Origin of the sequence: Cellvibrio sp. pealriver (assembly GCF_001183545.1) — a bacterium.
Classification (GTDB): Bacteria; Pseudomonadota; Gammaproteobacteria; order Pseudomonadales; family Cellvibrionaceae; genus Cellvibrio.
In genome coordinates this window covers 3,215,141-3,227,635 of record NZ_KQ236688.1, presented here as the reverse complement: position 1 = coordinate 3,227,635, position 12,495 = coordinate 3,215,141, and the positions used below count along the sequence as shown (strand labels likewise).

Annotated in this window: 12 protein-coding genes; 5 read left to right on the top strand and 7 right to left on the bottom strand. The window is 50.7% G+C overall.

From position 1 onward, the window contains the following. Positions 1–164 precede the first annotated feature (164 nt). Together kdgD and VC28_RS14030 are read left to right on the top strand one after the other, a co-directional pair. Complete coding sequence (gene kdgD, locus VC28_RS14035; RefSeq protein WP_049631183.1) at positions 165–1,082, top strand: 5-dehydro-4-deoxyglucarate dehydratase; 918 nt, start codon at positions 165–167, stop codon at positions 1,080–1,082. Positions 1,083–1,115: 33 nt separating this feature from the next. Beyond that, the gene (locus VC28_RS14030) at positions 1,116–2,696 is read left to right on the top strand and encodes an aldehyde dehydrogenase (NADP(+)) (RefSeq protein ID WP_049631182.1); all 1,581 of its coding nucleotides are present in this window, start codon (positions 1,116–1,118) and stop codon (positions 2,694–2,696) included. Positions 2,697–2,753: 57 nt separating this feature from the next. Here VC28_RS14030 and VC28_RS14025 read toward each other — a convergent pair whose 3' ends face one another. Together VC28_RS14025 and VC28_RS14020 are read right to left on the bottom strand one after the other, a co-directional pair. Beyond that, positions 2,754–3,365 (bottom strand): response regulator transcription factor, encoded by a 612-nt coding sequence (locus tag VC28_RS14025; RefSeq protein ID WP_049631181.1) that lies wholly within the window; start codon positions 3,363–3,365, stop codon positions 2,754–2,756. Then, entirely contained in the window at positions 3,358–4,476 is a 1,119-nt protein-coding gene (locus VC28_RS14020; RefSeq protein ID WP_049631180.1) for a sensor histidine kinase, read from the bottom strand. Before VC28_RS14020 ends, VC28_RS14025 begins: the two co-directional genes overlap by 8 nt. A gap of 204 nt (positions 4,477–4,680) precedes the next feature. Between VC28_RS14020 and VC28_RS19320 the strand changes: the two genes are divergently transcribed. Then, a complete protein-coding gene (locus VC28_RS19320) occupies positions 4,681–5,097 on the top strand; it encodes a DUF2141 domain-containing protein (RefSeq protein ID WP_053094208.1) in 417 nt (138 codons plus the stop codon). Between the two features lie 145 nt (positions 5,098–5,242). Here VC28_RS19320 and VC28_RS14010 read toward each other — a convergent pair whose 3' ends face one another. From VC28_RS14010 to VC28_RS13990, 5 genes are all read right to left on the bottom strand, one after another. Next, positions 5,243–6,397 (bottom strand): lytic polysaccharide monooxygenase, encoded by a 1,155-nt coding sequence (locus VC28_RS14010; protein WP_231591772.1) that lies wholly within the window; start codon positions 6,395–6,397, stop codon positions 5,243–5,245. A gap of 282 nt (positions 6,398–6,679) precedes the next feature. Continuing rightward, the gene (phoR, locus tag VC28_RS14005) at positions 6,680–7,963 is read right to left on the bottom strand and encodes a phosphate regulon sensor histidine kinase PhoR (protein WP_049631178.1); all 1,284 of its coding nucleotides are present in this window, start codon (positions 7,961–7,963) and stop codon (positions 6,680–6,682) included. Positions 7,964–8,112: 149 nt separating this feature from the next. After that, positions 8,113–8,811 (bottom strand): phosphate regulon transcriptional regulator PhoB, encoded by a 699-nt coding sequence (gene phoB / locus VC28_RS14000; protein ID WP_049631177.1) that lies wholly within the window; start codon positions 8,809–8,811, stop codon positions 8,113–8,115. A gap of 112 nt (positions 8,812–8,923) precedes the next feature. Then, entirely contained in the window at positions 8,924–9,748 is an 825-nt protein-coding gene (ubiA, locus tag VC28_RS13995; protein WP_231591892.1) for a 4-hydroxybenzoate octaprenyltransferase, read from the bottom strand. Positions 9,749–10,047: 299 nt separating this feature from the next. Beyond that, positions 10,048–10,614: a chorismate--pyruvate lyase family protein gene (locus VC28_RS13990; RefSeq protein WP_231591770.1), complete on the bottom strand. Its 567-nt coding sequence runs from the start codon at positions 10,612–10,614 to the stop codon at positions 10,048–10,050. Between the two features lie 179 nt (positions 10,615–10,793). Between VC28_RS13990 and VC28_RS13985 the strand changes: the two genes are divergently transcribed. Together VC28_RS13985 and VC28_RS13980 are read left to right on the top strand one after the other, a co-directional pair. Beyond that, the gene (locus tag VC28_RS13985; RefSeq protein ID WP_049631175.1) at positions 10,794–11,069 is read left to right on the top strand and encodes an HU family DNA-binding protein; all 276 of its coding nucleotides are present in this window, start codon (positions 10,794–10,796) and stop codon (positions 11,067–11,069) included. Positions 11,070–11,173: 104 nt separating this feature from the next. Then, positions 11,174–12,475, top strand: a complete 1,302-nt coding sequence (locus VC28_RS13980) for a dicarboxylate/amino acid:cation symporter (RefSeq protein ID WP_049631174.1) — start codon at positions 11,174–11,176, stop codon at positions 12,473–12,475. The last annotated feature ends 20 nt before the right edge of the window (positions 12,476–12,495 follow it).

Sequence of the window (12,495 nt, the reverse complement as noted above, 5' to 3'; positions counted from 1 at the left end):
AACGCGCGACTTGTTCGCGCGTTTTTGTTTCTCTGGCGTGAAGAAATCGACGCGGCATTTGTATCAATACAAAATCAGTATTAACCCAGTCAGTAATTAAGCTTTACCCGCACAGGGCGCGGTGCAAAAATTTCCTCAAAATATCCTCAGCAGGAGATGATTCCGTGTCCCGTTATACACCTAAAGAATTCGCAAAAATTGTTGGTAGTGGCTTGTTGTCTTTTCCGGTTACCCATTTTAAAGCCAGTGACCATTCGTTCAATGAAGATGCTTATCGCGCTAACCTGAATTGGCTATTTAGCCACGAAGCAGCCGCTATGTTTGCAGCCGGAGGCACCGGTGAATTTTTTTCACTCACGCAAAAAGAAGTGGATCGCGTTGTGCGTGCAGCGGTGGAAGAAACCGGAAATAAAATGCCGGTGATTGCCCCTGCCGGTGGTGGTACAGCGGTATCAATTGAATATTGCCAAGCCGCAGAAGCTGCCGGTGCCGATGGTATTTTATTGCTGCCGCCTTATTTAACCGAAGCGGCAAAAGACGGTGTGGCTGCGCATGTAGAAGCTATTTGTAAATCCACCAAACTGGGTGTGATTGTGTATAACCGTGCAAACCAACGTCTGGATGAAATCGAGCTGGAAAAACTGGCGGAGCGCTGCCCCAATCTGGTGGGTTATAAAGACGGTTTGGGCGATATTGAATTAATGACTCGCATCTACGCCCGCTTAGGTGATCGCTTGACTTACATTGGCGGGCTGCCGACAGCAGAAACATTTGCATTACCTTATTTGGAAATGGGCGTGACTACGTATTCGTCGGCCATTTTTAATTTTGCGCCGGAATTTGCGCTGAATTTTTATCATGCCGTGCGCGCGCGCAATTATGAGCAGGTGTATAAATCGCTCAATGAATTTGTGTTGCCGTATATTGCGATCCGCAATCGCAAACAGGGTTATGCTGTGTCAATTGTAAAAGCAGGTATGAAAATTGTGGGGCGCGATGCCGGCCCTGTGCGCACACCTTTGCTGGATTTGACCGAGAGTGAAATGGCTGAACTTGCCGCGTTAATTTCACGCATCCAATAAAACCCACGCGATAGATTGTAAAAGGTAGCTTCAATGAAATTAACGGGAAACTTGCTTATCGGTGCTGCGCAAATTGCGGGCGACAAAGGAACTTTGTATGCCGTAAACCCGGCAACTGGCGAACAACTTGAGCCTGTTTATCATTTGGGTGGTGTGGCGGATGTTGAACGTGCCTGTGCGTTGGCAGAGCAGGCATTTGATAGTTATCGCGCAACCTCGCCTGCGGAGCGCGCCCGTTTTTTAGAGACTATCGCGCGCAATATTGAATCCCTTGGCGATACATTAATTGAACGCGCTATGGCAGAAACCGGTTTGCCGCGTGCACGTTTGGAAGGCGAGCGCGCCCGCACCTGTAATCAATTGCGTTTATTTGCGCAGGCTATCCAATCCGGTGAACACAATTTGCCGCGCATTGATTTGCCTATGCCGGAGCGCAAACCTGTGGCGCGTCCGGATTTACGTCAGCGCCGAATTCCACTTGGCCCTGTTGCAGTATTTGGTGCAAGTAATTTTCCACTCGCGTTTTCGGTGGCCGGTGGCGATACCGCCTCTGCTTTTGCGGCGGGTTGTCCGGTTATTGTAAAAGCGCACTCGGCGCATCCGGGCACATCGGAATTGGTTGGGCAAGCTATTCAACTGGCGGTAGCGCAATGCGGTTTGCCTGAAGGTGTATTTTCGTTGCTGTATGGTTCAGGTAACACATTAGGAACAGCATTGGTTGCGCATCCGGTTATTCAGGCGGTTGGATTTACCGGCTCGCGTGCCGGTGGTATTGCGCTGATGCGCGTTGCTCAGCAGCGTCCACAGCCCATTCCTTTTTATGGCGAATTAAGTGCATTGAATCCGGTGGTGTTGTTACCCGGTGCATTAACAGATAAAGCGGTGGAATTAGGCCGACAATTTGTTGCATCACTCACTATGGGAGCCGGGCAGTTTTGTACTAACCCGGGATTACTCTTGGCGATTGATTCTCCTGCGCTTGATCAATTTATCCAATCCGCAAAAATTGCGCTGCAAGAATCGGCTGCGCAAACCATGCTGAGCCCCGGCATCCATAATGCGTACCAACATTCCACTGCGTGCATTGCAAAAAGTAAACAGGTAGAACTGGTTGCCTCTGGTTTGGTTTCACCTGCCCCCAATACATGTCAGGCAATGCTCTATGCAACTACGGCGCAAGCTTTTATTGCCGATATTAATTTGCACGAAGAAATGTTCGGTGCTGCATCGCTATTAATTCGTTGCCGCAATGAAGATGAAATAGTGCAAGTGCTAAAAAAAATGGATGGACAACTCACGGCCACGCTTCATTTTGCAAACACCGAGCGTGATGCCGCGCGCAGACTTCTGCCGGTTTTGGAACGCAAAGCCGGACGTATTCTTGCCAACGGTTGGCCTACCGGTGTGGAAGTGTGTCATGCAATGGTTCATGGTGGCCCTTGGCCAGCAACAACCGATGCGCGCACTACATCGGTCGGCACTGCTGCACTGGAGCGTTTTTTGCGGCCGGTGTGTTATCAGGATTTGCCCGATGAATTATTGCCTGCAGAATTACAGGCGAATAATCCGTTGCAGGTGAAGCGTTTGATTGACGGTAGTATTTTTCTAGTGTGAGCCCGGTTTTTTAAGGTGCATCCGGCGTAAAACACAAGCGTGTTTTCAGTGTGTGTTTTACGCCAGATTTTCGCTGATGGCTTTGAGTACCGCCTGGGTGCGGTCGCGGCAGTCGAGTTTGGCGAGGATATTGGATACGTGATTGCGCACTGTGCCTTCCGCCAGAAAAATCGTTTTTGCAATTTCTTTATTGGACCGGCCATTAACCAACAAGCGCAAAATTTGTTTTTCCCGTTCCGATAAATCCAATGTCGATTTTTTTTGCTGGAATTCGCGCAACATATCGGGCTCGGCCAAAAATGTCGAACCGTCAGACACCAGTTGCAAACTGCTGACGAGTTTTTCCAGCGACACATCTTTTAATAAAAATCCGTTAGCGCCTGCTTTTATGCTCTGCGCAAATAAATCCGCATCGTCAAATGTTGTGAGCATCAAAATGGGTGTGTTATTGCTGCGTGCGCGCAGGTGCTTCACCAGGCTGATGCCATCCATCACCGGCATACGAATATCGGCGAGCAGCACATCGACAGGCTGTTGAGTGATAAACGCCAGCGCTTCTTCGCCGTTGCGCGCCTCCCAACTGACTTGCGCATTGCCGGAAATTGCCAGCAATCCGGAAATCCCCTGCCGCACCAACTGTTGGTCATCAACCAAACCTACATTAAGCATTGTGTAACTCCATTGTTATCGCTAACCGACAACCTTTCTTCAACGGTATTAATTCAACCTTGCCAGCAAAAGGATGAAGACGTTCTTGCATGCCTTTGAGTCCATTGCCGGGATTAATCAGCGCGCAGCCATGGCCGTTATCATCGAGCTGAATAACAATGTGTTGTTGGTTTTGTTGTTGTTTCTGCTCAAACGCGAGTTGGATTTTTTTGGCTTTGCCGTGACGCACCGCATTACTGATACCCTCCTGGATACAGAGCAATAATTGCTCGGCGATTTGCGCAGATTCCAATTGCAAATGGCCATTGATTTCCAGCTCCAATTCCGGGAGATGTTCTGCCAGTGCCTGCACTGCCTGATGAAAATCCACTGCGGTAGCGGTGCGTTGGTCGCGCACGACCGCGCGGATATTGTCGAGCAACTGTTTGGCGAGTTGTTTGGTATCCATCACCGACGCTTGCAGTGGTTGCGCTACTTTGTGTTGCAGAATTTCCAACTGCAAATTGAGTGCAGTGAGTTGGTGGCCGAGAATATCGTGCAGGTCGCGCGCGATGCGCAAACGTTCCTCCTGCTTACTGGATTGCGCCAGAATAATACGCGTCGCTAGCAATTGTTGGTTGGCCTGCTCCAGCTCTTCACGCGCATGGCGTTCGCTGACACGTGCAAATGCAGTGGCGAGTGCAAATATCTGGAAGCCAAGGAACGTGAGTGCACTGATTACTTGATTGGTGTAATGCCACACCCAGGTCATTATAAAAAAGAACACAAGGTTACTCAGCAACACCCATAAAATGGCCTGGCGACGTGAAAAATAATCGGCCAGTTGCGCAGCCCAAATCACGAGGAGTACGGGCGCTACATCGCTGCGCTGCACAAGCAATAACAAGAGTGCGATGGCCAGCTGCAATAATAAAAAAATCTGGTGCCGCCGATAATGGAGTTGGATGTTTGCTGTGTAAGTAACGCTGACAAATAAATATAAAAAAACCAGATAGCCAGCAATGCCGGGCACGGCATAAACCGATTCCAGTAGCCGTTGGAATTCAATGTAGGCGACTGCGCCCCAGGTGATCACGCCCGCCAGTGTGAGTAGGTATCGGTCATTGGTCATGGAGTATCCTGAGGCTTTGCGTGGAAACGGGCCGCCTATCTTACGTCCAAAATTACATCCACAAGAACAGGACATTTGTCATCGTATTTTGATGAGCTGTGTCATCGTAAAATCCTGAGTATTGACACCTGCCGGGTTATCGCGATTTTTGTATTGTGTGCGGGTATGCAATCACTATAGATATCGGCTTAAAGGAGTTTTGTTATGCGGTTGATCAATAAATTGGCAGGTGCAGGATTGTTGGTATGCGCGCTGCCCGCTATGGCGCACGAGTTGGTGGTGAATGTGGGTAACATCGCCTCAACAGACGGTCATTTGCTAGTGGCGGTTTATAACCAACAAACGCACTACGACAACAACAGCCAGCGCGTGGCAGTGCAAAAAGTGAAAATGACTGGTGACAGTATGCGGGTTGTGCTGGGCGATCTTCCGGCGGGTGAATACGCGGTGAAGTTGTTTCAGGATGAGAACGATAATGGCAGTATCGATATGAATGCGATGGGTATCCCCACCGAACCCTATGGGTTTTCCAACAATGGCGGGATGTTTGGCCCACCGTCATTTGACGATGCGAAAATACAGCTTAATCAACCGACTGAAATTGAAATCCAGCTGCGCTAACAACAGGCCAGGCAGGTGGAGGTGGTAGGTTGTGTTAAATAAAAAAACGGCGATCTTTTCAGATCGCCGTTTTTTATGTGCGCCGCATTACTTACAGGCCAGACTTGCAGGACTTGTGCTTGTAAGTAATAACGGTCAGCAGGCCTTAGTTACAGCTGCGAACCAAGGACCATGCGTTTTGCCATGCCCAGCCAGTACCTGGTGCGTATGGGCCGCCAACAGTACACCAGCCGCCAACAGTACATTGATACTCGCTACCTGCGTTAACAACTTTAGCGCCGGTTGCGTAAGTAGCACCGTTTACATAAGCAGGAGAAGTACAGTTACCGGTAGACACAGATGATGCTACTGATGAAGCAACAGAAGACGCTACGCTTGAGCGGCTTGATGAGCTAGGTGCAACGCTGGATGGGGTAGATGAAGTTGAACCACCGCACGCACCTAGATCCAACCAGTGAGCGTATTGGCCATTGCTGGTCTCTGGGTTGTTGCCTTGAGTCCAGTAGTTAGCCTGATAACGCTTGCCGTTGTGTTGTACTTGGGTTGGGTTTTGGTAAGCGATAGTTGGATTCCAGATACCCAAACCAGCACAGGTATTGTTGGAAATGCTTGAGCCAACAGATGAGCTTGCTACAGAACCTACAGAAGAAGACGACGCAGGAACAGAAGAGTTACCGCCACCGCCGTAGTTTACGTCGATACATTGATAGAAGCCTTCAGCCGCATCTCTTTCCCAGTCACGTTGCCATACGCTGTACACAATGTGACGGCCAGTACGTGGTGGCATTTGAACGGTGTGGTAAGAGAATTGTTCTTGATCAGCTTTACCTGAATCGTGGATCAATTCAAGGTCAGACCAGCGCAGTGGTTGCGCGTGGTTGTAGCCTTCGCGGGTGATGTAGTAACGGAAGTACATGGTTTTGTGCGCAGCGGTGTTAGTCCACACGAATTGCAGTGGGCCTGCACTTACGTTGGTTGCTGGCCAGTCGGTGCGCGCCAGATCCATACCGTACAGGTTAGAGCGGCCTACAGAGCAAAGACGGCCATCCGGAATAAAGTATTCGTGGTTGTCACGCACACCACCCACTGCCACTTCTTGTGGAGTGTAGAGACCGCCGTTGCCCGCTGCTTTCGCTGCGATACACGCTGGGTGGGTCGGGTTCTCAATGCCGTTGTCCTTACATTGGATCACACGGCTTTTTGGGGAAGATACATAACCGTGGGCAAATGCCTGGCCTGCAACCAGAATTGAGCCCAATACGACTGCGGAAATACCGCATGCTTTCATTGTCTTTTTCACTTTCAATCTCCGAACTTATTGTTTGTTAGATGGTGCCTGGACAGCACTCGGGAGTACGACTGAATAAAACATGCACGTGATCAGGGCATGGCGCAAAGATCATTGCATGGGAACGAGTCTAAAATGACAACGTTGTATTGGCGAGTCCGACTTTCAGTTTGGGGGGTAATATTTTGGGATGCAGGTTTGATTTTCGGAAAATTTTCAGAAGAAAACGAAATTAAAAGTTCGAATTTTATTTTGACGTCAAAATAATGTGATTAGCTGCGCAAATAACAGAATTTATTGCGGCAAAGGGAAGACACACATGAACACACTGCCTTTGCCGGGTTCGCTGGTGATTTTCAGTTCGGCCTCATGGCGCATCAATACGTGCTTCACAATCGCCAATCCCAGACCTGTTCCACCCGTCCCACTATTTCTGCTGGCATCGACACGATAAAAGCGCTCGGTCAAACGCGGGATATGCTGCGCTTCAATACCGGGGCCGTTATCGCTCACCGAGACATAGACATTTTTTTGGTCTTGCCAGAGCAGCATGCTCACTTTGCCGTCGGCGAGTGTGTATTTGATCGCGTTAGTGACCAGATTGGAAAAGGCGCTGTGCAATTCTTTTTCATTGCCCGGTAACAACAAAGGCTTGGTGGTGTTGTTGCAGATCAGAGTCAGCTGCTGGTTTTTTTCTTTGCTGAGCACTTCCGCTTCACTTTTGATAATCGTCAGCAGCTGCTCGATATTAATCGGCTTGTGGTTGTGACCCGCTTCGGTGGTTTCCAGTTTGGACAGCACCAGCAAATCGTTGATCAGCAGCGACATGCGTTTGGCCTGCTGCAACATCTGCTGCAAGGGCTTATTCCAGCTGGGGATGGTGTTGTTATCGGCCAGCGTTTCTACGTAGCCGTTGATCACCGTGAGCGGCGTGCGCAACTCGTGGGACACGTTGGCCACAAAGTCTTGCCGCATTTTTTCCAGATTGTGCACCTGGGTGATATCGCGCACGACGATCAAGCGTTCGTTTTTACCGAATGGGGTAATCTGAAATTGCAGATGCTTGGAGGCAAAGCGGGGCGACGGCAGCTCAAGCGGTTCTTCGTATTTGCCCTCTTCAAAATAGGCGACAAATTTGGGGTGACGGATAAAGTTGATTACCGACTGCCCCTGGTCTTTGGTGTTGAGCGCCAGCATGCGATGGGCAGCGGGGTTCCAGAAGTCCAGATGGCCGCGCGCATCCAAAATGATCAAGCCGTCTTTCAGTGATGAGCTGATTTCCTGGATGCGTTTGATCACCGCTTGCAGGTTTTCTTTTTCAAGGCGCTGGTCGCGCTGCAATTGATAGATGTTGTCGAAAATTTGCCCCCAGATGCCGCTGGCTTCTGGTGGATTTTGGCTGTCCTGCCGTACCAGCCATTGGTTGAGGCGGCGGATTTGCCAGAGCATCCAGACGATATAACTGGAGCAGCCAATCAGCATCCACAGCGAATAATTATCGCTGAAGAAGCCAATCAGGCTGCAAATGGCGAGGATGATAAGAATGCGCTGGAGTTCAGCGCTAAAACCTTTTAACAACGTCGAGCCTCTTGGTTCTAAATCCGCGGCTGCAGCTGATCAGCACTGCGAGACTCGCCGTGAATACATCCATGTAGGCTCGACTGCGGCATCCATGCCGCAGACGGTCTCGCAGCACTGATCAGCTGCAGCCGCTCACGAAAGTGTTATCAGGCTTCAATACGAGTAGAAAAACGATAGCCCGTACCGCGCACTGTCTGGATCAGGTCTTCGTGGCCATCCACGGTCAGGGCTTTGCGCAGGCGACGGATATGCACATCGACCGTGCGCTCTTCCACATACACATTGCCGCCCCAGACGTGATCCAGTAACTGGCTGCGAGTATAGGCTCTTTCCTGATGGGTCAGGAAAAATTCCAGTAAACGATATTCGGTTGGCCCCATATCCACCGACTGGTTATTGATGGTGACGCGGTGGCTGGCGGGGTCAAGGCACAGGCCTTGTACGGTGATCGGTGCTGAGTTGATTTGCGGATCAGCGCGGCGCAACACGGCTTTCAAGCGGGCAACCAGTTCACGCGGGGAAAAAGGCTTGGTGATGTAATCATCGGCACCCACTTCCAGCCCCTGGATCTTGTTGTCTTCCTCGCCTTTGGCGGTGAGCATAATGATGGGGGTGTTGGCGGTGACTTCGTCGCGTTTTAAACGGCGCGCCAGTTCAATACCGCTGGTGCCGGGCATCATCCAGTCGAGCAGAATCAAGTCTGGTTTTTCATCAATGATCAGGCCGTGGGCATCCTGCGCATTGCTTGCCTCCATTACCTGGTATTCGGCCATTTCCAGCGCCACACGCAGCATGTCGCGGATTGCGGATTCATCGTCAACGATCAGGATTTTGCGACCAGTCATAAATGTTCTGCCTGAAAAAACTACGGGGTGCCGCACAGGTTTGTGAAGCTATTGTTGCAGCTTATTAAATAAGTTCAGTGTTACACATTTATGACAGGATAAAAATTTTGCGCTAGCGCAATGCGTAATCGGCAGCAATACCCGCAAACACCGCCGCACCAACCCAATTGTTGTTCAAAAACGCCTTGAAGCAGTCCTCGCGTTTGCGAAAGCGGATTAACCATTGTTGATACACAAAAAGCGCTCCCGCAACCGCAAGCCCAAGGAAGTAAGCAGCGCCTAATTCAAAGCGCTCCCCAACAAGTAACAGCGCGTAAAGCGCCATCACCTGCAGCACCCCGGTCATCAGCCGGTCTTGCTCACCAAACAAAATGGCGGTGGATTTCACGCCGATTTTCAAGTCGTCGTCGCGGTCAACCATCGCGTAAAAGGTGTCGTAGGCGACTGTCCAGAGCACCACCGCGAGGTAAATCAGCCACATACCATGATGCAACTCCCCGGCTTGCGCGGCATAGGCCATAGGGATTCCCCATGCAAATGCAGCCCCGAGCACCACTTGTGGCAAATGGGTGTGGCGTTTCATAAACGGATAACAGAAAGCCAGAATCAGCCCGCCAACGGACAGCTTGATCGTGAGTGGATCGGTCATCAGCACCAGCCCGAACGCAATCATGCAGAGCGCGATAAACAAGCCAAGCGCCTCTTTGCTGGATACTGCACCGGTCGCGAGCGGCCGGTCTTTAGTGCGCTTGACCTTGCCGTCGATCTTGCGGTCGGCAAAATCATTAATCACGCAGCCTGCAGCGCGCATCACAATCACACCCAAAGTAAAAATCACCAGATTTTTGATGCTGGGCACACCCTTGGCGGCAATCCACAAGCTCCATAGCGTCGGCCAGAGCAAGAGCAAAGTTCCGATAGGGCGATCCATACGCATCAAGCGCCAATAAAGCAGGACTTTTTGGCGCAGGTCTGTCTGGCCTGCTGCTTTTTGCGTGGCGCGCTGGAGGATTTTGCCGGCACTGGATTTTGCGGCCTTAGCAGATTTGGGAACGGCAGATTTTGGGGTGGCAGATTTGGGAGCTGCTGGTTTAGCCGAGCCGGTTTTGGTGGAGGTTGCAGCAGGTTTTTGTGAGTTGGGAGTTGTCATAACCAAAGCGCCGGTATTGTTGGAGTTATCGGGTATCAGGACGGATCTGGATTGTCTGGCTGTCACATTCGAGCGATCAAATCAGGCTACTGAATCAGGGCGATAAAGTCAGGTAAAAACACTTCGCTGACCAACAGGGGTTTGGCGTGTAGATAAAACACCGAACGCCGCCCCCACAGATGCCCCTTGCCGCACAATTCGGCTGGCATATAGGCATGATCGCGGCTAATCCGCGCCACTGCAATGGCGCTGCGCACCAAGTGTGGCTGACTGAACAAAAACGCGCCTAGCGGGCGGCTGCCTTGTTGGCGCAGATGACGCAGTGATCCGGTCAGGCTCGATAGCGGCAAAATACTGCGCGCAAATACCCAGGGGGTTCCTTTGCCGCAGAGTATCACCTCGCGGATCAGCGCCTGCTGCGGGCGGCTCATACCCAGCGCCTGGCGCTCATTCAAGCTCGGGATACCAAGCGCCTGGCGCAAGACTTTCACTGCAAACTGCCTCTGGCTTAATGAGACGAGGCGCGCTGTCAGCGAGCCGTTATCGGCCAGCCAATCCTGTAACACGGCTTGCGGGCGCTGTTGGCGGGCAAGTTGGCGGAGAGGTTTCCACGAACGGGTTGAAAGCGGGCGGGGCATCGCAGCCTTGGACAAAGCGGGTTCCTCAATCGGCTAATATGGCGGTCGGCTTGCGCTGGCACGCGCAAATGCATGGGCGGCAGTTTATCAGCTTGGCCAATCCCAAGCGTGAATAATGCGTTTACAAGTCTGCCGCAATCCCGTGAATGCAGGTAAACTCCCTGTGAAAATCAATGTTGATGGAGAGAGAAAACATGCATAAGACCGACATAGTAGTGGCTTTGGCCAATAATTCTGATCTGGGTGTCAATAAAGCGGATCTGGTGGTTTCGGCTTTTATCGAGCAAATTACCAATGCACTGGCGCGTGGTGAATCAGTGGCCTTGTTGGGGTTTGGCACCTTTAATGTGAGTGAGCGCGCCGCGCGTGAAGGCCGCAATCCGCAAACCGGCGCAACCATCCAGATCGCCGCCAGCAAAACTGTCACCTTCAAAGCAGGCAAAGCCCTGAAAGACGCAGTGAACGAATAATAATGTTACGGCGGCATACCTATGCCGCCCTCGCCTGATCCCCTACCATCTTTTCTTAACGTCCTGAATTACTTCATCAACCAATAATAACGTCCGGGGTGACTATGTCGCTGACCAATAAAATTTTACTCGGCATGCTGTTGGGTGTCCTGGTTGGGGTCATCTTCAATCTCTTGCTTGGTGTAGATGATCCCCAGACAGTGCCAACGACCAGCTATGGGCAGTGGATACAAACGGTACTGATCAATGGCGTACTCGATACGATTGGGCAGATTTTTGTAGCGTCGCTCAAATTGTTGGTGGTACCGCTCGTATTTGTTTCATTGGTGTGTGGCGCAGCTTCACTCGGTGGACATAACCGCATGGGGGCGTTGGCTACCAAAACCCTGTTGTTGTATTTGATGACTACCGCGATGGCGATTGCACTGGCGATGGGGGTGGCAGTATTTATCCAGCCAGGTGCTGCGGTTGATATGGCATTGTCCAGCACATATACCGCGCCACCTGCGCCATCCATCAAGCAAACGTTTCTCGATATATTTCCCAGCAATCCGGTTCAGGCAATGGCCGAAGGCAATATGCTGCAGGTGATTGTCTTTTCGATTTTGTTTGGTATCGCGATTTCGCGTACAGGCGGCGAAATTGGCAGCAATATGAAAACGTTTTTTGAGCACTTGAATGAAGTGGTGCTCAAAATGATGCTGTTGCTGATGCAATTGGCACCCTACGGTGTTTTCTGTTTGCTCGCAAAATTATTTGCCAACATCGGTTTTGCAGCGATCACCGATTTGGCGAAATATTTTTTCACGGTGTTGTTTGTATTGTTGCTGCACGGATTTGTTGTCTATGGCCTCTTGTTAAAAATATTATCCGGCTTAAGCCCTATTATATTTTTCAAAAAGATGTGGAAAGTGGCGGTGTTTGCATTCAGTACGGCATCCAGCAATGCAACCTTGCCGGTCACTATGCGCACCGTTGAGCACGATCTGGGCGTGGACAATAAAGTCAGCAGTTTTTCTGTTCCCTTGGGTGCGACTATCAACATGGATGGCACCGCCATTATGCAGGGGGTTGCCACCGTATTTATTGCCCAGGTGTACAACATCGATATAGGTGTGTCCGGTTATTTGATGGTAATCCTGACCGCTACGCTCGCCTCCATTGGCACCGCCGGTGTGCCCAGTGTGGGCTTGGTGATGTTGGCGATGGTATTACAATCAGTTGGTTTGCCTGTTGAAGGGATTGCGTTGATTATCGGTGTCGATCGCTTGCTTGATATGGTGCGCACGGCAGTCAATGTGACGGGAGATGCAACTGTGTCAGTGATTGTGGCGAAGAGTGAAAATATGGTTGATAAAACGCGTTACGATGATATGAAACTCAATGCGGAAATTGATCCGGTGTAATTATCGCGAGCGAAAAAATG